Here is a 20,762-nt window from a genome sequence, read left to right as displayed (position 1 = left end):
AAATACTAATTAAAAATGAACCTGAATACCCGCAAATGGGCCAGATGCATCAATATCAGTAGTAATATCATCTACATCATCAAGTTCTAATACCATAGAGCGGTAACCGGCTTTAACAGCAACATCTACTGCCAAGTTATCAATAAGTTCCCACGCTACGCCTACTTGGTAATCTTGTACTTTGCTGTCGTCAATAGCCAAAAAGCTACCTTCAAAAAATACACTTAAACCAGTAAATGGTAAGCCAGCTTCGGCACGGCCGTATGCAAGAGGAACAAAACCAGAGAAGTCTTTGGTTTCGGTAAAGTTAATACCACCATTTTGGGTAGTGCCGCTTACAACAATATCACCGTCAAACTGTTTAGCATTTAAACCTAGGTCTATTGAAATTAAGTCATTATCAAAAATTTCATAATAAAAAATATAATCAATATGCGTTAAATCACTTACCGTATTTACAGTAGAACCAACAACATAATCAGAACCATTAAAGCTAAATGTATCTGTAAGCAGCGCAGAACCATTTAACTCAAGCTCTGTATACTTTAATTTGATATTTGGTACTAACGGCACTGGGTGCTCAAGCGCCGCGTAATAACTTACAAAAGTCTCATCTTCAAAATTAAAATCTTGAGATGCATTATTTTTGTAAGAAAATTGGCCATCGTTATCTGACTTCCATCCATCAACACCTACGTATAAACCTAGTAGAGTGTCAGCTTGCGCTGCCGGTGCTAAACATGCCATTGAAAGGGCTGCTGCTAAACAATACTTTTTCATTTTTTATCCTTGAGCTAGTAGTTCGCTAAGTTCGATTAAAGCCGCATTGGCTCTAGAAATATAATTTGCCATAACTAAAGAGTGGTTAGCAACATAGCCAAAACCATTCCCGTTTAAAATAAGTGGGCTCCACACTGTTTCTTGGGTTGCCTCAAGCTCACGTATAATTTGTTGAACGCTTACACGCGCATTTTTCTTTTCAAGTACATCAGCAAAGTCGTACTCTATCGCTTGTAAAAAGTGTAGTAACGCCCAAGTAGCACCGCGAGACTCGTAAAATACATCGTCAATTTCTAACCACGGTGTTCTTACTTGCTGCTGAAGTGGAGCAAGAGTTGCTTGTTTATTTGATGAATTACCTGCTAAATCGGTGTTCACTTTTTCTTGGCCTACACTGGCACTTAAACGCTGACTTAAGCTACCTAAACGTTTTTCAGCTTCTTTAAGCCAACTACGTAAGTTATCTGCTCGTGCGTAAAATTGGCTATCGCGCTCATGCTCGTTAGCAATTTGTCCACGATATACCATTAAATAATCAATACCTTTTTGATACTCACCTTCAGCACTTGGCCATGCCCATGCTTCAGAGCTTATATTAAACTGTGGCTGCGCCTTTTTAAGTGCTTCATGCTCAGTAGACTGTGATTGCGAACGGCTAAAATCTTTTCGCATAGAAAGCGATAAATCACGCACCATTTCTAGCGCGCCATATTCCCACGCCGGCATATCATCCATAATAATACTTGGTGGTATTACATCATTTGATAAGTAGCCACCGGGTTTATCTAGTAAGGTATTTGCTACCGTAATTAATGTAGAAGTAGTTACATAACCCGTAACTATTTTTTCATTACGAAGCTGCGCTTGCTCTTTGGCGTTTGCAACAACATCAAAACGTGAAGGCTCAGTGCTCCAATAAACAGCAATTGCGTAAAATATGATAAGCAGTAAAACAACTATTCCTGCTATTTTTCCTTTGTGTTGCGACATGTGTACTCCTAGTGATGAGCGTGTTGAGTAGATGGTTTTGACTGCGTAGCTTGCGCTTCAAGCGACACGACTTGAGCATTAGTGAACAAGCGATTACCGTCACTAAAATATAGCGTGAGTTTGCGTTCTTGCCCTATTTTTAATGGCTCTTGTGGTTCAAATGCCATTAAATGATAACCGCCAGGCTGAAAGCTGACACTTTCGTGCGCCTTAATTTCAACCGATTCAACTTGTTGCATTTTCATCATGCCGTCTACATGTGAATGCTCGTGTATTTCAACACGCCCTAAGCCATCAATAGTTGCCTTAGTTAAAGTTGCTGCGGCTCCACTGTGATTAATAAGGGTTAAATAACCTACAGTTGAAGCACTGCCAGGTAAAAACTCTCTAACTTGCGCGTTAGTTACTTCGAGCACAGCCACATCAGAACCATGATCATGCCCTGAGTGCGCCGCCAACGATGACGAAAAAAAACTAAATATTAATGCAGAAGCCATCGAAAAACATAGTTTCGTCATCATTCTTATCCTTATGAAAACTTTAAATTACAGGCTAAATTTAACATAGTTAACCTATAATAGTCAGTCAAATTAAGGATTAAGAGGCTACTTTTTTGTTATCGGCAACAAGCCAACACAACACTGCAACAAATAGTAACGGCCATGCAATCATTATAGATCCGAATAAAAGCGCTAAAACAGTCCCTGCTAATGCCACTACACCCGCACCAACTAATCCCACAGTAATTAAAGCCACTACAGCAACTACAGCAACAATTGCGACCAAAGCACCTACAAGCTCAAGCCCAGCCCAGCTAATATCAGCAATCCATAACGGCAACTGCCAAGAATCAATCTGCACAAACGTTATTAAATCAGTAAACAGTAATAAATAGATAATTACACATACTGCCAAAGCTTTCATAGTAATTCTCCTTATACCAACTGGCTTATATATGAGGTCTATTTAACGATAAGAAAATTGCGCTATAACTAGGCAAAAATTTTTATATCTAGTTGTTCTAAATAAAAATTTTTAATAACGTTATAGAGTGATTTAATTCGTTAAATTGTTCAAATATTTATGCCTTTTGGTATTAATACTCTTTATTTTCAAGGCAGCAATGCGCTATAAAATAACCAAGTGCAACTGCAAACGGAAAACTCAAAAACAACAAAATAGTAACTACGCGTGTTGCCCATACAGGAAAATCCAATCTACGAGCTAAACCACTACAAACACCCGATATTTTTTTATTTAGAGTATCTTTATACCAACCTCGTTGACGATTAAAGCTGTTCATAGCAATCTCCTAAGCAGTTTGTTTTAAATTAGTATTTAAGTTCGCTTTTAAGCGAGCCAGTTCAGCATCAATTTTTTCATTTTTAACTAACGACTCAATTTGGGCACTCGTAGAGCTTGCTGTATCAGTCAGCTCATAAGCCTCTACTTGAGCTTCAATACCTTCAACACGCTGCTCTATTTGTTCAAAACGAGACAACGCATGAGCTACTTTATCGCTTTGTAGTTGCGTACTGATTCGCTCTCTAGCAATAGCAACATTATGACGTTGCATTAACTGAGCTTGCTTAGTTTTAGCCATAGCCATTTTTTGCTGCAGACGCTCACAATCAACCTTAATTTTTGCAATAGACTCTTGCAGTGTTTCTAGTTGAGTTTGCTTATTTTCAATGCTTTCGTTAACGCGCTGCTTTTCAAGTAAGGCAGACTTAGCAAGGTCATCACTGCCCTTCTCAACCGCACGTTCTGCTTTAATTTGCCAAGCTGCTAATTCTGTTTTTTTAGTATCAAGTTGGCGATTAATTATTTTCTCTTCACACAATAAAGCGGCTGCTGTACTACGGCACTCATTCAACGCATCTTGCATCTCGGTAAGCATCAAGTTTAAAAGTTTTTCTGGGTCTTCAGCTTTATCAAGCATAGCGACAATGTTTGATTGAATTACATCATTTACGCGGTTAAATATTCCCATGGTATTCTCCTGTTGATTTTTAATTAATTTCAACAAGAAGATTCCAAGAGTTGTGCCAAGTTCATCAAAAAAAAATAAAACATTTAAAATCATAGTGATAAACAACAAGCACTCTAGTTTTTAGTGACTTCCAGCTGAACAGCATAGAGTGTAATTGGCCAATAAATTATGCTTTTGACTAATATTTAGGATCAAAAAAGCCACTCGAAAGTGGCTTAAATTTAGAACTTTTAAAGCTTAGCTTTATTCTGGTACAAAGCTTAATGCTTTATCCATTACCGATAAATCAGCTTGCTTACCATGACCACTTTCAGAAAGGTGGCGTCTAAAACCTCGTGCACCAGGCTGCCCCTGAAAAATACCGAGCATGTGACGTGCAATATGCCAAAAATTAGCACCCAAACGCATTTCTTCTTCAATGTAGCTGTACATTGAGCGCACTACGTCGTGGCGTGATTGCGTGTTTGCAGCATCACCATAAATTTTCTCATCAACGTCATTGAGCATAAATGGGTTACTGTAAGCTTCACGACCAATCATTACACCATCAATATGTTGTAGATGTTCTAGGCTCTGCTCAATTGTTTTAACGCCGCCATTTAGGCTTAAGTCTAGCTGCGGATAATCTTTTTTAAGCTGGTAAACGCGTGGGTAATCAAGCGGTGGGACTTCACGATTTTCTTTCGGGCTTAAACCATTAAGCCATGCTTTACGAGCATGAATAATAAAATCATCACACCCTACTTTATGAGACGCTTCAATAAGCGCACATAAAAACTCATACGAATCTTGCTCATCAATACCAATGCGCGTTTTAACGGTAACAGGAATGTTTACTTCGTTTTTCATTGCTGCAACACACTCAGCGACTAATTGAGGTTCAGCCATTAAACATGCGCCAAATCGACCATTTTGAACTCGGTCTGACGGGCAACCTACATTTAAATTTATTTCGTCATAACCACGCTCACCTGCGAGCTTTGCACATTGCGCAAGCGCTTTAGGATCAGAGCCACCAAGTTGCAGCGCAACTGGGCCTTCGTGTTTATTAAAATGTAAGTAGTCGCCTCGACCAAATAAAATAGCCCCTGTGGTTATCATTTCAGTATAAAGCACAGTATGTTTAGTCATTTTGCGATGAAAAGTACGACAATGGCGATCAGTCCAATCAAGCATTGGGGCCACAGAAAAGCGTCTATCCAAAGTACATTTATTCAAAGCAAACCTCAGGGTATTAAAGTTATTAAGCACAGCTTAAAAGGCGCTGCATTTTACACAAAAGCCTAGCGAGCATCAATGTAAAGAAAACCCCTAAAAACCAAAATAATAATCTACACCAATTAAAATAAACCATATCACTCTGCTAAAGCCCGTTTACCTGTAGAGGTTAAACTTTCAACAGCTATGTTTATTTTTAAATAAGGCAAAGCCTAAGTGGTGTGCTCATTTGCTATAAATAAGCGATAATCGGTATAAATACCAAACAGATGTCGCTCTTTGGATTTCTCCTTGGGCGATTTTCCTTTGTTGCCTACATAGGTTTAGATTAGGGACATTAACAGAACACAAAAACTTTGCCCCGTTTTTTAGCGAGCCCACAAGGTTACAAACCTCACGCCGCGATTAATTCCCCTAGATAAAACAAATCTTAAAACTGAAGATTTAACAGGCTCAATATATTAACGCGACTATTATTGATTAATTTGTCTGTGCGGCAATAATGAAACTAATACAACTGCAGCAAGACAAGCACATAACCATATTTCATAAAGCGATTATCTACCTTAGGCATATATATTTTTTGACGAGCAATAATTCGATTCCATTAACGCCGCTAAGCCAAAAATATAATTTAAACTTTAAATTTATTTAAATTCACTCTTAAATTAGCGATGTATCGGGCAATACTTTCATTCGCTTCTGATGTGTTTTTTGCACCTGTAGACGTTTCTATTGCAATGTTAGTAATATTAATCAGGTTTTGATTTATTTCACTTACAACAGCAGATTGCTCTTCTGCCGCGGTAGCAATCTGTAAGTTTAAGTCTGTAATTTCATTAACAGCAATGGCTGAGTTGGCAAATATTTCTGACGTTTGAGTACTTTTTTGCAGGCACTCGTCAGCACTATTAATGCCTTTATTCATACTAATAACCGCATTTTTAGCTTCGCTTTGTAAGCGAGTAACCAGTCCTTGTATATCAATGGTTGAAACCTGCGTTCGTTGAGCAAGCGCTCTCACTTCATCCGCAACTACTGCAAAGCCTCTACCAGTATCACCAGCGCGTGCAGCTTCTATAGCAGCATTTAAAGCAAGTAAGTTAGTCTGTTCGGCAATACTTTGTATTGTGTCTAAAACACTACCAATGCTGTTCGTTTCAGTAACAAGGCACTCTATTACAGTGCTTGCTTCATCTATTTCTTGAGCTAAACGCTGAATAACAACTTTTGCCTGTGAAGCTTCTAATTTCCCCTTTGATACACGCTCTTTAACTGCTTCAGTTACGTCCGATGCATTTTGGGTATTACTAGCAACCTCTTGGGTAGTACAATTCATTTCCTCTACAGCGGTTGAAACCATTTCTGTCTCAGCTCTTTGCATTTCAACATTAACGACTGTTTCTTGCATTACAGTTACAGCAAACTTTGATGATTCATCTAATTGGGAGAGGTGTATATTAGCCTCGTTTATTGTTTCTCTTAGCATTAGTAAAAATTTATTAAATGCTCTGGCTGTATCTCCAGTTTCATCACCAGCGCTCTCGTCAAGTTTTAAAGTTAAATCACCATCGCCATCAGCTATTTCAATCAATCTATTTTTTAGCTTATTCACTGGTAAAGCAATTGCTCGACTGATCAAATATGATAAAGCAACGCCAACAATGACGGAGAATATAAATATATAAAGAATAAAATGAATACCTTGTTTTTCATCATTTTCAGCTTGGAGCGCTGAATTTAAGGTAAATTGTTGGATCTGGGACAGTAAAGCTATAAGCTTTTTATCGAACTTATCTTCCGCAACCTCTATTGATTTTACTTTATTACTCACACTAGAAACGGTCTGCGTTTTAGTCATATCAATAACATCACTAATACTCACAGCAATACTTTGATACTCTTTATTTAAAAGCTTTAAATCGCTCGCGAGAGACTTAAAACTCAATTTCGCTTTTTCACTATGCAATTTATCAATTGAGTCAGTGACAAATTTTTCTGACTTATCAAATTCACTCTTAATTTTCTGTGTTAATGAAGTGAGTTTTTGCTCAATTTCTGCATTGTCACCCTCTGGATTTAAACTTACCTGTAATAAAGCTCGCTGAAATAATATTGTCTGTTCTAATTTATGCTCAGACATTTTAGAAAGCATATTGCTAAGCGGTATATCTCGCTCAGCTATATCAACTAGCTCTATACCAATTTTATTCATTTGTATTAAAGATATAACTCCGATCACAAACATTAGTAGTATTTGTGATACCCCTAGAAGGTATATTTTACTTGTAATAGACAATTTATTTAACATTTCAGACCTCTTAATAATTTAGGTTTAACCTAACTCTACAGTTACAAGTCAACACATTAAAAAGGTCTGGTAATAGCTAAACCCACAACAATTGCTTCTTCATTATCAATAAAATCAACAGCTATAGTGGGTGCAATTCCAAAATCTCCTATATGAAAATCATAAGCAGAACTTATGCGGTATAAATTTTCATTATGAGGGTGAGCTCCGCCAATTCTCTCCTCACCATAGCCCACACCTAAACGTATACTTTTGGTTGGATGATAATAAAGCGAAGCCAAAGCTATAGCAGTACCATCGCCATGATGAGCATCGTTTGTACGCTCAAATATCATCCCAGCGCCCCAAGCTTGAGTAAACTTATATTCATATTCAACACCAAACGTAAACTCAGTCTCACTATCAAAATGTGTAGTACCAATAAAAAAACCAGGAATATGCTTTACCTCATCACTGGCTTGAGCAATTGGAGCTAAAAAAGTTAATAAACATACCGTGAGCTTTACAGTTTTATTTTTCATAATTTTCTCTTTTAAATAAGGAAACAAAAAAACGCCCACACTACATCACCGTCAGTATTCCTTATAACAAAGCTAAAATGTAATAACTAAATAAACTGTTAAAAAAAATTTATTTCATATGTGGGGCAATATCACTAGTAAATATAGGAAGGGTTGCTTACTTAGTAAAATTTTTTATGAAATCATTCAAGACTATAAATGACGCAGTTTTATTTATATGAAACATGCTTATTTTTGCTGGGTGGGGTAACTCTTATCACTAATCACGATAGCAACATAGATTGAGGGCTATATTAATACCTATTCTCTGTACAGCACTCTATAGAAAGAAGTAAGGGAACACTTAAAAAACGTTGAGAGGAAGCTACGAAGATATTAAGTCGTCATTAGATCATAATGATCGCCAAAAACCCAGAACAGCAATATAGCGTAACGCCTTGCACCTCTAAGTAGGGACTACTTTTAATTAAATACCTGCAAGCCAAAATAATGGGCTATGCCATTTAAAATATTGGTAACCGCAACCGAGCTTAAAATAAGCCCCATAATTCTACTTATTATACTTGCACCACTATCACCAATTAATCTATGTACGTGCGTTGCAAGCAGCAATAAAACCAGTACAACCGCTAATACAGCAAGCATCATTGAAGACGTTAGTAACTGCTCAACCCATGTATATTCTTCATTGCGGGTCATTAATACAGCACCTAACATAGCGCCAGGGCTCGCGATAGACGGAATCGCAAGCGGAAAAATAGCGGTTTCAGTGCTGTCGCGTACACTTTTAATTTCGGCTTCAGGTTTACTTTCACCAAATATCATTGAAAGCGCAAAAATAAGTAATATGATACCGCCGGCTATTTGAAAAGCCGAAAGTGGAATTTCAATTGCGTTAAGTAATTGCTCACCTGCGAGTACAAAAAATAAGAGCACTAATGCAGATACGCCTACCGCTTTAAATATAACTTTACGTTTAAATTTCTCATCATCACCACGTGTGACTGCAATAAATACAGGTACAGTGCCAATGGGGTCAATAACCGCAAAAAAGAAAATAAATATAGCCAATAGTTCGTGCATTACTGGGTTTCCTAGGTAAAAAGCGCTTAATAAAAACGCTGCAACTACAACACAGTATGTTAGTATATCACGGTAGCATAAGGATAAGAGTAATGATGAATATAGAATCACTCGTAAGTAAAGCAAAACAAGTTTGTGACAACCGTGGTGCGCGTTTTACGCCTATCCGCGAGAAAGTATTTCGTCTATTAGCCAGTGCACAAGGTGGTGTTGGTGCATACGATTTGCTTGAGCAATTAAAAGTAACTGAAACAGGTGCTAAACCTGCAACTATTTATCGTGCATTAGACTTTTTAGCTGAACTAGGTTTTATTCATAAAATTGAAAGCACAAATGCATTTATGCTGTGCCATCATTTTGATCATATTCACCCGGTACAATTATTAATTTGCGATACATGTGGCTTTGTTAAAGAATTACACTCGAGTGTAATTTCGCATGAGCTTAATAATCTAGCTGCCGAAGGTGGCTTTGTCGTATCAGGGCAAACAATAGAAGCACATGGTAAATGTGAATCTTGCAGAGCATCATAATCCTTCAAAGTTATCCTTAGTGACTATACTCAAACTATATAGTCATTTCACAGAACAAATTTAAGAGTAGCCACTATGAATGTAGAATTCATCAATCCTTTTTTATCTTCTTTAATTAATGTTTTAAGCACTATGGCTCAAACTCAATTGAAGCCGGGTAAACCTCGCATTAAAACTGATGAGATAGCCTGTGGTGATGTATCAGGTTTGATTGGTATGGTTGGCCCGCAAACGCGTGGATCATTTTCAATTACATTTGATGAAGGATTAGCATTAACCATCATGGAGCGTATGCTTGGCGAACGCCCTGATACTATAGATGAAGAAGTTACCGATATGGTTGGCGAAATAACCAACATGGTAACTGGTGGTGCTAAAAATTTACTTGGCGAGAAAGGCTTCGACTTTGATATGGCAACGCCTATTGTGGTATCGGGTAAAGGTCATACAATTACTCATAAAAGCCAAGGCAAAAAAATCATCATGCCATTTAGTTGTGATGCTGGTAATGCAAACATTGAAGTTAGCTTCGATAAACTATGAGTTGGCAGCAAAAGCAAATTATATTAAAGCCTCGCCAGCGAGGTTTTCATATAATTGATGACGAAATATTATCTCAACTTCCTGAACTGGCGAGTTACAAAATTGGCTTGTTACATTTATTTATTCAGCATACCTCAGCGAGCCTTACAATAAACGAAAATGCAGATCCCACTGTTCGTATGGACATGGAAAGCCATTTCAATAAATTCGTCCCTGAGCGTCAACCTTATTATCGCCATGATTATGAAGGTGACGACGACATGCCTGCACACATAAAAACCAGTACGTTAGGCTGCGAGCTAAGTATTCCTATTTCAAATGGTTATTTAGCGTTAGGTACATGGCAAGGCATTTATTTAGGTGAACATCGTGATTCTGGTGGCTCTAGACGAGTTATAGCAACTATTCAGGGGGAGCTATTTTAACAAAAGCTTCAGGTTTCAAAGTATTAACTCTTCTGTACCTCACTCATATCTCATAACTTCAAAGTACGACACCTTTCTTGTAGGCGAAGAGCTCGCGCGAAGCGATAGCTTCTAACAACCAAAACTTCAATGCTGAATATTGCACATAGAATAAAGTAGATAAGAGAGATTTTAAATTATAATTTTATTTATGATTTTTAATACAGAAAATTTTGAAAGGATATAAAAAGATTGGAGCGGTACACGAGGCTCGAACTCGTGACCTCGACCTTGGCAAGGTCGCGCTCTACCAACTGAGCTAGTACCGCATTTTTATTTCTGTAGTTATTTACGTTGGTGCGCGACAGGTCGCGTTCAACATTCTAGCAACTGAGCTAGTACCGCATTATATTTTCATTCAACACTACAATTTCTTTTGGTTAGAAATTGGAGCGGTACACGAGGCTCGAACTCGTGACCTCGACCTTGGCAAGGTCGCGCTCTACCAACTGAGCTAGTACCGCATTTTTCAGTTATTTTATTGATGTACAATAAATTGCGTTCAACATCCTAGCAACTGAGCTAGCTTTTATTCACTTCAATTTCTTTTGGTTAGAAATTGGAGCGGTACACGAGGCTCGAACTCGTGACCTCGACCTTGGCAAGGTCGCGCTCTACCAACTGAGCTAGTACCGCATTTTCACTTCTTCAGTTATTTTACGTTGGTGCGCGACAGGTCGCGTTCAACATTCTAGCAACTGAGCTAGTACCGCATTTATTGATGGTAATTCAATCACTCAAACACACTAACCCCGCGTGGGTTATCGTCTTGAGCGGGGCAGGATTCTACAATAATACAGTCTGTTTGCAAGTGTTTTTTACAAATTAAAGAAATTTTCTCTATAGACTTTTAATTCCATAATCGAATCTTTAATGTCATCCAAAGCAAGGTGCGAACCTTTTTTGTTCACTTTTGCAAGCACTTCTGGTTTCCAGCGACGTGCTAATTCTTTAATAGTACTCACATCAAGATTTCTGTAATGAAAGAAGTCTTCAAGCTCGCGCATATATTTATTCATAAAGCGGCGGTCTTGACCAATTGAATTACCACACATTGGCGAAGTGCCTGCTGGTACCCACTGCTTTAAAAACGCTAAAGTTTGCTCCACAGCATAGGCTTCATCAAAGGTACTTGCTTTGCAGCGCGCTGTTAAACCCGACTTACCATGTTGAGTAGTACACCACTCGTCCATGCCATTTAGTAATTCATCACTTTGATGAATTGCTATAGTTGGCCCTTCGGCTAATATATTCAGGTCTGCGTCAGTGACAACCGTCGCAATTTCGAGTATTTTATCGGTCTCTGGTTCGAGCCCTGTCATTTCAAGATCGAGCCAAATTAAATTTGATTTATTAATAGTCATAATTACCTAAGCGGTGCTTTCCTTTAGATCCAACGCATTTCGATATATCATATTAGCATCAACCGTCGAGCTAAAGCTTTTTTTAGGAAAAGCGACATTTAACTAAGGTTATAGGCCTCCAGTGGCAAAACAAAAAAAATTAAGTAAAGGCCAATCGCGTCAGATCAAGGCCAATCACCAAAAGCGCATTAATAGCGCAGACTCAAGACCGGCTAAAAAAGGGGCGCAAGAATGGCAAACCGATAACTTAGGTCAGGTCGAGAGCGCAATTGTGATCAGTCGTTTTGGCCAACACGCCGATGTCGAAACTGAAAATGGCGATGTACTCCGCTGTAATATACGCCGTACTGTGTCTAATTTAGTATGTGGTGATGAAGTATTATTTCGCCGTGCCAAAGTAAGTGAGGGTGATTTAGCCGGTGTAATTGAAGCCACGCAAGAGCGTCGCTCGCAACTTACCCGCCCTGACTTTTACGACGGTGTAAAAGTAATCGCAGCAAACATTGACCAAATACTCATGGTATCGGCGGTATTACCCGAATTTACACCCAGTATTATCGACCGTTATTTAATAGCCTGTGAAGATATGGGCATTGAGCCAATTTTAGTGCTCAATAAAACCGATTTAATTGACGAAGCAGGCCTTAACGAAATACAAAAAGTTCTCGATATCTATCGTAAACTTGATTACCAAGTACTTCTTGTTAGTAATATATCAGGCGATGGTATTAATAAATTAAAAGAAGTACTTGTTGATAAAAATAATATTTTTGTTGGCCAAAGTGGTGTGGGGAAATCAACCCTCGTTAATACTGTATTGCCTAACGCTGAAATATTAACTAAAGAAGTATCTGAAAACAGCGGCTTAGGCCAGCACACAACAACTGTTTCGCGACTTCACCATTTACCAAGTGGCGGTAACCTAATCGACTCGCCAGGTATTCGTGAGTTTGGTTTATGGCATTTAGATGTTGAGCGTGTAACGTGGTGCTTTAAAGAGTTTAGAGAATTTATAGGCGGGTGCCGCTTTAGAGACTGTAAACATTTAAACGATCCGGGTTGCATCGTTAAAGAAGCAGTAGCCGATGGAAGAATTTCTCAATTGCGCTTTGACAGCTACCACCGAATTTTAGAAACAATGGCCGATGGCCGTGCAGGCGCCCGTGCGCCTCGCGTATAATTTAGGAAAAATACTGTGAGTTTAGACAAATTTAAAATCGCAATGCAGTACGCAATGCCAAAACATTTTATTTCACGCGTAGTCGGCAAATTAGCTGCTGCAAAAGCGGGTGCTTTAACCACTACTTTAATTAAACTATTTATTAAGCAATATAAAGTAGATATGAGCGAAGCCCAATACCCAGATCCGGCTCATTATAAAAGCTTTAATGAATTTTTTACTCGCCCTCTAAAAGAAGGCATGCGCCCAATGGTAGAAGATAGCAATATCATCATTCATCCAGTGGATGGCGCAATCAGCCAGCTAGGCGATATTGTTGACGGACAGCTAATACAAGCTAAAGGCCACGATTACAGCTTACAAGCGCTACTAGGCGGCTCACAAGATGATACAACACCATTTTTAGGCGGTAAGTTTGCAACGATTTATTTAGCACCTAAAGATTACCACCGTATTCATATGCCAGTTGATGGCACACTAAGCAAAATGATTTATGTGCCAGGTGATTTATTTTCAGTAAACCCACTTACAGCGCAAAACGTGCCTAACTTGTTTGCACGTAACGAACGGGTAGTCGCAATTTTTGAAACTGAGATTGGTCCGCTTGCTATGGTACTTGTTGGTGCAACAATTGTAGCCAGCATAGAAACTATTTGGGCAGGTACTGTAACGCCACCAGCAGGTAGCGATGTATTTAGTTGGAAATATCCAACCACTGGCGATAACGCTATCACGCTTAAAAAGGGTGAAGAGATGGGTCGCTTTAAATTAGGCTCTACTGTGGTACTAGCATGGGGTGCTGATAAAGCTGAAATACTGGATGACCAACTACCAGAAGTGGTTACTCGCTTAGGTACTGCGTTTGCAAAAATTAACGACTAAAATAAATCGTTAATTCGAAATTAAAAAAACCGCGTTTAATTAACGCGTTTTTTTATTTTTGAAGGGGTAAAGCCTGCACACGCGTAAAGCGCCGCTTTTAATATTTATAACTGATAACTATTAATTGGCTTCTCTAAAGCGAAGCGCCCTCTAAACCTCTTTGTGAATAAATCACTTAAAATCTTATTGCACTAAGAGAAGCAAAAGAGATGTAAATGAGAAGACATCTGGCATAGAAATTACGAGCTTTTCTCGTCACGCCAGCAAGCTGTGCATCAACAAGCTTGGTGCAGAAGTTTGATATGTTGTAGGCGTGAAGCTTGCTCACGCGAAAAGCGCAGCTTTTAGTTTTTTAACGCCACATGTAATAAAAGGCACAGCCCCCTTCAAAACCTATTTTCCACACTCTTTACACTCTAAATCTTTAATCACTTTAAAGTGCTGCTGCTTTAAAGTGAGCGCATCAAACGTTATAAATACACTGCCACTTAAATGACCTAATAATAAGTTGAGCGTAAGTTGCGCCTGCATAGAGCCTATTACACCAAGTAGCGGGCTAATTACTCCTGCGTTACTGCAATTTATAATTGGTGTAGCTTCACTTTGTGGAAAAACACAGCCATAGCACGGGCTATCACTTTGCCTAAAATCAAAGCCCATTAACTGCCCTTTAGTTGCCAATGCAGCACCCGAAATTAACGGTGTTTTGTTGCTAATACAATAACGATTAACGCAATAGCGAGTGCTAAAGTTATCAGAGCAATCAAGTACGATGTCAGCACCTTTTAAAATGTTAACTGCATTACTCTCATCTAACTTTTGGCAATGCGTTACTATGTCTATTTGATTATTCAGGCTCGCTAATACTTTACCTGCTGCAGCGACCTTGTTTTGCCCTAAGTGATTTATTTTATAAAGCACTTGGCGCTGTAAATTTGAAAGCTCAACCTCATCATCGTCAATTAAAATAAGCGTTCCAATGCCCGCCGCAGCTAAATACAAAAGTGCTGGGCTACCTAAACCACCAGCCCCCACTACTGCAACCGTTGAGGATTTAAGTGCTAACTGCCCTTCAAGCCCAACTTCTTCAAGCAACAAATGGCGGCTATAACGAAGGGTTTCTTTTTCGCTTAGCTCATTCACGTTTACCGGCCTTGTTAGTATTGCCCTTGTTAATATTAATGTGCACTTCTTATGGCCACTTGCAGAGCACTTATAGCCTCTACGTAATTATCAGCCTCGGTAATCGCACGCACTACGGCAACACTACCCACGCCAGTTTTCGCTACCTGCTTTGCACGGCTTAAATCAATACCGCCTATTGCTACCGTTGGATAGCTTTGCATAAGCGGTACAAATTTGATCAGCTTTTCAAGACCTTGTATTTGCCCTGTCATGTCTTTTGTTGTGGTTGGGTAAATAGCACCAAATGCCATATAACTAGGGCGATAATTATGCGCACGCAGCATTTCATAAAAACCATGAGTAGAAAGCCCAAGCCTTAACCCAGCGTCTTTAATTGCCGCTAAATTAGCAATTTCTAAATCCTCTTGCCCTAAATGCACACCATACGCACCATGCTTAATAGCTAGCTGCCAGTAATCGTTTATAAATATCTGTGCGTTGTATTGCTTGCCCAGCTCAACAGCGTGCTTAATGAGCGCATCAAGCTCGTCTTGCGTTTTATTTTTAACGCGTAACTGCGCTGTTTTAATGCCTTGTTGTAAGCATTTTTCTAACCAATCGGTGCTATCAACAACCGCATATAAGCCCAGCGATTTACTTTCACAAGGCGCAAAATCTGCCGCCATATTAAAATCAAGCGGCACATCAAAATCTAGTTCATCACCCAGCCAGCTACCTGGCTCAATAACTTGTGGGTAGTCAGCTAAATTAGTAGGGAACGATGTATGAGCAACCGGTCCAATCCCCTCACCGTAGCGTACCGACTGCTTTAATCCTTGGTTTATATACGCTTTAGCTAAAATAAAGGCGTCTTTTAATGGGTAGTCTTTAGCTAAACACGCAGCAATTACCGAAGCCATGCTACACCCGGTGCCGTGGTTATGCGGTGTTTGTATTTTTTGATTGCCTAACCAATATTCTTCACCACTTTGCGTATTACTATCAATACAATAATCAATGCAGTAGCCACTTGGGTAATCCCAATGTCCGCCTTTAATAACAACGGCTTTTGCACCCCAGCTTAATAGCTTATTAGCCGCTTCTTTTATTGCCGCCGGGCCAATTAAATACACACCGGTTAATAACTGTGTTTCGTGGGTGTTTGGGGTTATTACATCCACCAGCGGCAGTAAACATTCTTTTATTGCGCTTACCGTGTCTTCTTCTGTTAGTAAGTCACCGCTTGAGGCAATAGCGACAGGGTCATATACAATAACGGGAGGCACCGGCCATTTAGCTTTATAATGACTTATATGTTCGCTGATCAACTGAATTTGCTGCACATTGGCTAACATGCCAATTTTTATCACTTTGGCTTTCATGTCTTTTTCAAGCGCTAGTAACTGCGATTCAATAATATCGGTAGACACTGCATTAATAGCCTCTACGCCTAAACTATTTTGTGCAGTAAGCGCCGTAATTGCTGTGCAGCCATGTACACCAAAACTTTGCATTGCTTTTATATCAGCTTGAATACCGGCACCGCCGCCAGAATCAGAACCGGCAATTGTCCATACTACGTTATTCATATTCTTTCCTTCACTGCTGATGCCAAAATGGCATACCCATTGTTGGGGTTGATGGGGCTGCAACGTCTTTTTCCGGCATCGCTTTTGCTTTGTATGCAAAGCGCCCCGCTTCAACTGCGGCTTTAAATGCGCGGCTCATAGTAATTGGGCAACCCGCCCCTGCAATGGCTGAATTTAATAATACCGCATCATACCCCATTTCGAGTGCTTGGCAGGCATGCGATGGCAAACCTAAACCGGCATCTACTATTAATGTGGTATCGGGTAAGCGCTCTCGAATAGTTTTTAAATTATAGCTATTTAACAATCCCTTACCGGTGCCTATTGGTGCCCCCCATGGCATAAGTACCTCACACCCAAGTTCATTTAAGCGCTGGCAAAGTACTAAGTCATCGGTGCAATAAGGCAATACTTTAAAGCCATCATTAATTAATATTTTTGTGGCTTCAAGTAGCGCAAAAGGGTCTGGCTGTAAATTGTAATCATCGCCAATCAGTTCTAACTTTATCCAATCGGTAGAAAATACCTCTCGGCACATTTTTGCAAGCGTTATAGCTTCTTTAACGCTGTGGCACCCTGCGGTATTAGGGAGTATTTTTAAACCTGTATTTTTTATTAACTGCCAAAAGTCATCACCCGCTGCTGCACTTTGTTGGCGCCTAAGCGACACAGTTACAATTTCAGCGCCAGAGGCGACTATCGATTGGGTCATAATGTCGGGCGACGGATAAAGTGCAGAGCCTATTAATAAACGACTCTTTATTTGCTCTCCATAAATAGTTAAACAGTCTTTAGTTTGCATGAGCTTTATCCGCCTTGAATGGGTGACAGCAACTCAACACTGTCGCCTTCATTAAGTACATAGTTACTGTGCCGACTTTGTGGAATAAATTCGCCATTAACAGCCACAGCAAAAGGCGCGACTGCACCAAAACTTTGAAGTACCTCAACGAGTGCTTTGCTATTAACATTAAGTAGCTCGCCATTAATTGTAATATTCATTCTACTCTCACTCTATTCGTGAAACTGCTTGCGCCACTAATGCCGGCGCCAACATATAACCATGTCGATACAAACCGTTAATGCTAATTACATTACCAACTTGTGATACTTCTGGGCGGTTATCGCTAAATGCAGGGCGTAATCCGGTTTGAATACTAAGTAGTCGTGCTTCGGCAAACCCGCTGTGTACGGTATAAGCCGCTGAAAGTAACTCAAGAGTTGAGCGCACTGTTGCGGCACCATTGTCTTGTGACTCTATTTCAGTTGCACCAATTACATATTCATGATTAGGTTTAGGCGCTATATAAATTGGATAACGCGGGTGCATTAAACGCACGGGCCTGATTAAACTTACCTCTGGTGCGTATAACCTTGCTACTTCGCCGCGCACACCTCTAAGCGGTTTATCATCTTGAGTATTTTTAGCACCAAGCCCACGGCAATCAATAATATAATCGAATGGTCGATTGTTTATTTTGTTGTCGCTAATGGTTACGCGCTGATTAAATACAAATTTTACTTTGCGTTTGTTGAGCTGTGCAAAGCTGGCTTTATAAAATGCTTGGTTATCAATTTGCCCCTCGCAGGGTAAAAATAAGCCTTGATTAAAGCGCCCTGCCAGTTCAGGTTCAAGCATTGTAATTTGTTGAGCATTTATATGCTCGGCAGTGTGATCAGCTAGCGGTTTTATACGCTGTGCAAAGCTTTGTAAATCGCCTTTGTCCTGCTGGTGCGCAATGACCAAAGTGCCTTGCTGCTGAAAAAAAACGTCACTTTCAAGCTCGGCAATAATGCTGGGCCAGCGCTTCATTGAATCAAGACCCATTAAAGCTAAATCAGCCTCACATAACACCGACTCAGCAAGCGGGGCAAGCATTGCTGCTGCCACTTTACCTGCGCTATTTTGAGTATGCTCGTCATCTGCTTCAAAAACAGTGACATGGTGCTGTTTACTCAGCGTAAGCGCAGCTAACCTGCCCGCTAAACCAAACCCAACCACCGCAATGTTATAAGACACGAAAACCTCCAAAGCAGTTATTAGTAGGTGCGAATTTACTTCGCACTTCTTCAACTTTTAAAGAAGCGAGGTATAAAACCTCACCTACGTCTGCATCTAACTTCTAGCGATAATTACTTTATACCGCTTTATGGTAAATCTCTGAGCCTGTTTGCTTAAACTCAGCTGACTTAGCTTTCATTTCGGCTTCTACATCAACCATTTTTATTTCAATAGCGTCGCCAGCGTTATTAGGATCAATACCACGTGTTTCTAAATCTTTAGCGTAATCGCGTACTTCTTGGCTAATTTTCATAGAGCAAAATTTAGGACCACACATAGAGCAAAAGTGAGCCACTTTGCCTGATTCTTGCGGCAGGGTTTCGTCGTGATACTCGCGAGCTCGGTCTGGATCTAAACCAATATTAAATTGGTCATGCCATCTAAACTCAAAGCGTGCTTTTGATAAGGCGTTATCGCGCTCTTGCGCGCCAGGATGCCCTTTTGCTAAATCGGCGGCATGTGCAGCTATTTTGTAGGTAATTAAGCCTTCTTTAACATCTTCTTTATTTGGCAGACCTAAATGCTCTTTAGGTGTTACATAGCAAAGCATTGCACAGCCGTACCATGCTATTTGAGCGGCACCAATACCAGAAGTAATATGGTCGTACCCTGGTGCAATATCGGTCGTTAGCGGACCTAATGTATAAAATGGCGCTTCGTCACAATGTTTTAATTGCTCGTCCATATTGGCTTTAATCATGTGCATTGGCACATGTCCTGGACCTTCAATAAATACCTGCACGTCGTGCTTCCACGCAATTTTAGTCAGTTCACCTAATGTGCGCAGCTCACTAAACTGTGCTTCATCGTTGGCATCAGCAATCGAACCAGGTCGAAGTCCATCACCGAGTGAAAAACACACATCGTATTGTTTTAAAATTTCGCAAATATCTTCAAAGTGCGTGTATAAAAAGTTTTCTTTATGATGCGCTAAACACCACTTAGCCATAATTGAGCCACCGCGCGACACAATACCGGTTACACGTTTAGCGGTCATTGGTACATAACGAAGCAGTACACCCGCATGAATAGTAAAGTAATCAACACCCTGCTCGGCTTGTTCAATAAGCGTATCGCGGAAAATTTCCCACGTTAAATCCTCAGCCACACCATTTACTTTTTCAAGAGCTTGATAAATCGGTACTGTGCCAATAGGTACAGGCGAGTTACGTACAACCCATTCGCGCGTTTCGTGAATGTAACGACCCGTTGATAAGTCCATCACGGTGTCTGCACCCCAGCGGGTAGACCACACCATTTTTTCTACTTCTTCTTCAATCGATGAGCTGACCGATGAGTTACCAATGTTGGCGTTAACTTTAACTAAAAAGTTACGCCCTACAATCATAGGTTCTGTTTCTGGATGGTTTATATTATTTGGTAAAATAGCGCGACCACGGGCGATTTCGTCTCGTACAAATTCTGGGGTAATAAATTCAGGAATACTCGCGCCAAACGACTCGCCTTTATGCTGCGCTGCTAATAATTCTTTACGAATTTCTGCACGTCCCATATTTTCGCGAACGGCTACGTATTCCATTTCAGGAGTAATAATCCCTTGGCGTGCGTAGTGCATTTGCGTTACGTTTTTACCAGCGACACCACGGCGAATTTTTGGAAGGTGATCAAAGCGAATATGATCCAGCCCTTCATCTGCCATGCGCTGCTGCGAGAACTGCGACGTCACTGACTCTAAAACCTCAGTGTCATCACGGCTTTCAATCCATTGTTCACGAAATTTTGGTAAGCCTTTGCGTACATCAAGTTCAAAATTAGGATCGGTATACGGGCCCGACGTATCGTAAACACGTAGCGGATCATTTGACTCATAAACAGGGTTTTCATCTGTGCCACCAATAAACGTATCACTTAATGTGATTTCACGCATACCAACGCGCACACCAGGTTGAGTGCCTTCAACGTATACTTTATGAGAATTTGGAAACGGTTGACCCGTTAAGTTATAAATATATTCAGACGCGGCAGCACGAGTTTCTCGGCGTGACGCTTTATTTGTAGTATTTGACATGACTTGCCTCATTGCTTAAGGGTTGTCTTGTCAGATATTCCGAGGAATAGAGAAAGATCGTAAAGTAGCGTACATGCTACTTTGCAGCCTAAAAT

At 40.0% G+C, this 20,762-nt stretch carries 22 protein-coding genes and 3 tRNA genes; 5 read left to right on the top strand and 20 right to left on the bottom strand.

What is annotated here, in order from left to right:
- Positions 1 to 9 precede the first annotated feature (9 nt).
- The 10 genes from QL995_RS02980 to QL995_RS02935 form a co-directional block, all read right to left on the bottom strand.
- Positions 10 to 780, bottom strand: coding sequence for a TIGR04219 family outer membrane beta-barrel protein (locus QL995_RS02980; protein WP_290292619.1), 771 nt, complete (start codon positions 778 to 780; stop codon positions 10 to 12).
- Positions 781 to 783: 3 nt separating this feature from the next.
- Complete coding sequence (locus QL995_RS02975) at positions 784 to 1,770, bottom strand: DUF2333 family protein (protein ID WP_007580283.1); 987 nt, start codon at positions 1,768 to 1,770, stop codon at positions 784 to 786.
- A gap of 8 nt (positions 1,771 to 1,778) precedes the next feature.
- Complete coding sequence (locus QL995_RS02970) at positions 1,779 to 2,291, bottom strand: copper chaperone PCu(A)C (protein WP_290292615.1); 513 nt, start codon at positions 2,289 to 2,291, stop codon at positions 1,779 to 1,781.
- Positions 2,292 to 2,367: 76 nt separating this feature from the next.
- Entirely contained in the window at positions 2,368 to 2,694 is a 327-nt protein-coding gene (locus QL995_RS02965; protein ID WP_290292612.1) for a hypothetical protein, read from the bottom strand.
- Positions 2,695 to 2,866: 172 nt separating this feature from the next.
- Positions 2,867 to 3,073 (bottom strand): PspC domain-containing protein, encoded by a 207-nt coding sequence (locus QL995_RS02960; protein WP_007580277.1) that lies wholly within the window; start codon positions 3,071 to 3,073, stop codon positions 2,867 to 2,869.
- A 9-nt stretch (positions 3,074 to 3,082) separates the two neighbouring features.
- Positions 3,083 to 3,763, bottom strand: a complete 681-nt coding sequence (locus QL995_RS02955; protein WP_290292605.1) for a PspA/IM30 family protein — start codon at positions 3,761 to 3,763, stop codon at positions 3,083 to 3,085.
- A gap of 243 nt (positions 3,764 to 4,006) precedes the next feature.
- Positions 4,007 to 4,939: a tRNA dihydrouridine(20/20a) synthase DusA gene (gene dusA / locus QL995_RS02950; protein WP_290293419.1), complete on the bottom strand. Its 933-nt coding sequence runs from the start codon at positions 4,937 to 4,939 to the stop codon at positions 4,007 to 4,009.
- A 676-nt stretch (positions 4,940 to 5,615) separates the two neighbouring features.
- A complete protein-coding gene (locus QL995_RS02945) occupies positions 5,616 to 7,196 on the bottom strand; it encodes a methyl-accepting chemotaxis protein (RefSeq protein WP_290292602.1) in 1,581 nt (526 codons plus the stop codon).
- Positions 7,197 to 7,348: 152 nt separating this feature from the next.
- Positions 7,349 to 7,813, bottom strand: a complete 465-nt coding sequence (locus tag QL995_RS02940; RefSeq protein ID WP_290292600.1) for a hypothetical protein — start codon at positions 7,811 to 7,813, stop codon at positions 7,349 to 7,351.
- A 462-nt stretch (positions 7,814 to 8,275) separates the two neighbouring features.
- On the bottom strand, positions 8,276 to 8,896 hold the full coding sequence (locus QL995_RS02935; protein ID WP_282115177.1) for a MarC family protein: 621 nt from the start codon (positions 8,894 to 8,896) through the stop codon (positions 8,276 to 8,278).
- Positions 8,897 to 8,991: 95 nt separating this feature from the next.
- Between QL995_RS02935 and QL995_RS02930 the strand changes: the two genes are divergently transcribed.
- The 3 genes from QL995_RS02930 (at position 8,992) to QL995_RS02920 (ending at position 10,397) form a co-directional block, all read left to right on the top strand.
- Positions 8,992 to 9,429, top strand: a complete 438-nt coding sequence (locus QL995_RS02930) for a transcriptional repressor (RefSeq protein WP_007580267.1) — start codon at positions 8,992 to 8,994, stop codon at positions 9,427 to 9,429.
- 75 nt (positions 9,430 to 9,504) lie between these two features.
- On the top strand, positions 9,505 to 9,972 hold the full coding sequence (locus tag QL995_RS02925; RefSeq protein ID WP_007580265.1) for a chemotaxis protein CheX: 468 nt from the start codon (positions 9,505 to 9,507) through the stop codon (positions 9,970 to 9,972).
- Positions 9,969 to 10,397, top strand: coding sequence for a secondary thiamine-phosphate synthase enzyme YjbQ (locus QL995_RS02920; protein ID WP_024613048.1), 429 nt, complete (start codon positions 9,969 to 9,971; stop codon positions 10,395 to 10,397). The genes QL995_RS02925 and QL995_RS02920 overlap by 4 nt, the downstream gene beginning before the upstream one ends.
- A 232-nt stretch (positions 10,398 to 10,629) precedes the next feature.
- Here the strand turns inward: QL995_RS02920 and QL995_RS02915 are convergent.
- The 4 genes from QL995_RS02915 to orn form a co-directional block, all read right to left on the bottom strand.
- Positions 10,630 to 10,705: transfer RNA gene (locus QL995_RS02915), tRNA-Gly, on the bottom strand.
- Positions 10,706 to 10,824: 119 nt separating this feature from the next.
- A tRNA-Gly gene (locus tag QL995_RS02910) sits at positions 10,825 to 10,900 on the bottom strand.
- 96 nt (positions 10,901 to 10,996) lie between these two features.
- Positions 10,997 to 11,072: transfer RNA gene (locus tag QL995_RS02905), tRNA-Gly, on the bottom strand.
- Between the two features lie 182 nt (positions 11,073 to 11,254).
- Positions 11,255 to 11,800 (bottom strand): oligoribonuclease, encoded by a 546-nt coding sequence (orn, locus tag QL995_RS02900; RefSeq protein WP_007585019.1) that lies wholly within the window; start codon positions 11,798 to 11,800, stop codon positions 11,255 to 11,257.
- Between the two features lie 121 nt (positions 11,801 to 11,921).
- On the opposite strand from orn, the gene rsgA reads away from it, so the two are divergent.
- Positions 11,922 to 12,980: a small ribosomal subunit biogenesis GTPase RsgA gene (gene rsgA, locus QL995_RS02895; protein ID WP_024589774.1), complete on the top strand. Its 1,059-nt coding sequence runs from the start codon at positions 11,922 to 11,924 to the stop codon at positions 12,978 to 12,980.
- Positions 12,981 to 12,995: 15 nt separating this feature from the next.
- Entirely contained in the window at positions 12,996 to 13,862 is an 867-nt protein-coding gene (asd, locus tag QL995_RS02890; RefSeq protein ID WP_010554252.1) for an archaetidylserine decarboxylase, read from the top strand.
- Between the two features lie 393 nt (positions 13,863 to 14,255).
- Here the strand turns inward: asd and QL995_RS02885 are convergent, their stop codons facing one another.
- From QL995_RS02885 to thiC, 6 genes are all read right to left on the bottom strand, one after another.
- Positions 14,256 to 15,005 carry a HesA/MoeB/ThiF family protein gene (locus QL995_RS02885; protein ID WP_290292590.1) on the bottom strand — a complete coding sequence of 250 codons (750 nt, stop codon included), beginning with the start codon at positions 15,003 to 15,005 and terminating at the stop codon, positions 14,256 to 14,258.
- Positions 15,006 to 15,040: 35 nt separating this feature from the next.
- On the bottom strand, positions 15,041 to 16,576 hold the full coding sequence (gene thiE / locus QL995_RS02880; protein WP_282114519.1) for a thiamine phosphate synthase: 1,536 nt from the start codon (positions 16,574 to 16,576) through the stop codon (positions 15,041 to 15,043).
- A 10-nt stretch (positions 16,577 to 16,586) separates the two neighbouring features.
- Positions 16,587 to 17,378: a thiazole synthase gene (locus tag QL995_RS02875; RefSeq protein WP_197112149.1), complete on the bottom strand. Its 792-nt coding sequence runs from the start codon at positions 17,376 to 17,378 to the stop codon at positions 16,587 to 16,589.
- Positions 17,379 to 17,383: 5 nt separating this feature from the next.
- Entirely contained in the window at positions 17,384 to 17,578 is a 195-nt protein-coding gene (gene thiS, locus QL995_RS02870; protein ID WP_002960781.1) for a sulfur carrier protein ThiS, read from the bottom strand.
- A gap of 7 nt (positions 17,579 to 17,585) precedes the next feature.
- Positions 17,586 to 18,596, bottom strand: coding sequence for an FAD-dependent oxidoreductase (locus QL995_RS02865; RefSeq protein ID WP_197187837.1), 1,011 nt, complete (start codon positions 18,594 to 18,596; stop codon positions 17,586 to 17,588).
- 118 nt (positions 18,597 to 18,714) lie between these two features.
- Positions 18,715 to 20,667, bottom strand: a complete 1,953-nt coding sequence (gene thiC, locus QL995_RS02860) for a phosphomethylpyrimidine synthase ThiC (RefSeq protein ID WP_290292570.1) — start codon at positions 20,665 to 20,667, stop codon at positions 18,715 to 18,717.
- Positions 20,668 to 20,762: the final 95 nt, after the last annotated feature.

This window comes from Pseudoalteromonas sp. APC 3358, from assembly GCF_030408075.1.
GTDB classification, from domain to species: domain Bacteria; phylum Pseudomonadota; class Gammaproteobacteria; order Enterobacterales; family Alteromonadaceae; genus Pseudoalteromonas; species Pseudoalteromonas arctica.
This window is presented reverse-complemented; position numbering and strand designations above follow the sequence as displayed.

Coding starts and splice junctions, on each gene's coding strand:
- QL995_RS02960 (WP_007580277.1), bottom strand. CDS start 3,073: ATGAACAGCTTTAATCGTCAACGAGGTTGGTATAAAGATACTCTAAAT.
- QL995_RS02965 (WP_290292612.1), bottom strand. CDS start 2,694: ATGAAAGCTTTGGCAGTATGTGTAATTATCTATTTATTACTGTTTACT.
- QL995_RS02875 (WP_197112149.1), bottom strand. CDS start 17,378: ATGCAAACTAAAGACTGTTTAACTATTTATGGAGAGCAAATAAAGAGT.
- QL995_RS02925 (WP_007580265.1), top strand. CDS start 9,505: ATGAATGTAGAATTCATCAATCCTTTTTTATCTTCTTTAATTAATGTT.
- orn (WP_007585019.1), bottom strand. CDS start 11,800: ATGACTATTAATAAATCAAATTTAATTTGGCTCGATCTTGAAATGACA.
- QL995_RS02970 (WP_290292615.1), bottom strand. CDS start 2,291: ATGATGACGAAACTATGTTTTTCGATGGCTTCTGCATTAATATTTAGT.
- thiC (WP_290292570.1), bottom strand. CDS start 20,667: ATGTCAAATACTACAAATAAAGCGTCACGCCGAGAAACTCGTGCTGCC.
- QL995_RS02975 (WP_007580283.1), bottom strand. CDS start 1,770: ATGTCGCAACACAAAGGAAAAATAGCAGGAATAGTTGTTTTACTGCTT.
- QL995_RS02980 (WP_290292619.1), bottom strand. CDS start 780: ATGAAAAAGTATTGTTTAGCAGCAGCCCTTTCAATGGCATGTTTAGCA.
- QL995_RS02945 (WP_290292602.1), bottom strand. CDS start 7,196: ATGAATAAAATTGGTATAGAGCTAGTTGATATAGCTGAGCGAGATATA.
- dusA (WP_290293419.1), bottom strand. CDS start 4,939: ATGCTTGATTGGACTGATCGCCATTGTCGTACTTTTCATCGCAAAATG.
- thiE (WP_282114519.1), bottom strand. CDS start 16,576: ATGAATAACGTAGTATGGACAATTGCCGGTTCTGATTCTGGCGGCGGT.
- thiS (WP_002960781.1), bottom strand. CDS start 17,578: ATGAATATTACAATTAATGGCGAGCTACTTAATGTTAATAGCAAAGCA.
- QL995_RS02955 (WP_290292605.1), bottom strand. CDS start 3,763: ATGGGAATATTTAACCGCGTAAATGATGTAATTCAATCAAACATTGTC.
- QL995_RS02935 (WP_282115177.1), bottom strand. CDS start 8,896: ATGCACGAACTATTGGCTATATTTATTTTCTTTTTTGCGGTTATTGAC.
- QL995_RS02920 (WP_024613048.1), top strand. CDS start 9,969: ATGAGTTGGCAGCAAAAGCAAATTATATTAAAGCCTCGCCAGCGAGGT.
- QL995_RS02940 (WP_290292600.1), bottom strand. CDS start 7,813: ATGAAAAATAAAACTGTAAAGCTCACGGTATGTTTATTAACTTTTTTA.
- QL995_RS02930 (WP_007580267.1), top strand. CDS start 8,992: ATGAATATAGAATCACTCGTAAGTAAAGCAAAACAAGTTTGTGACAAC.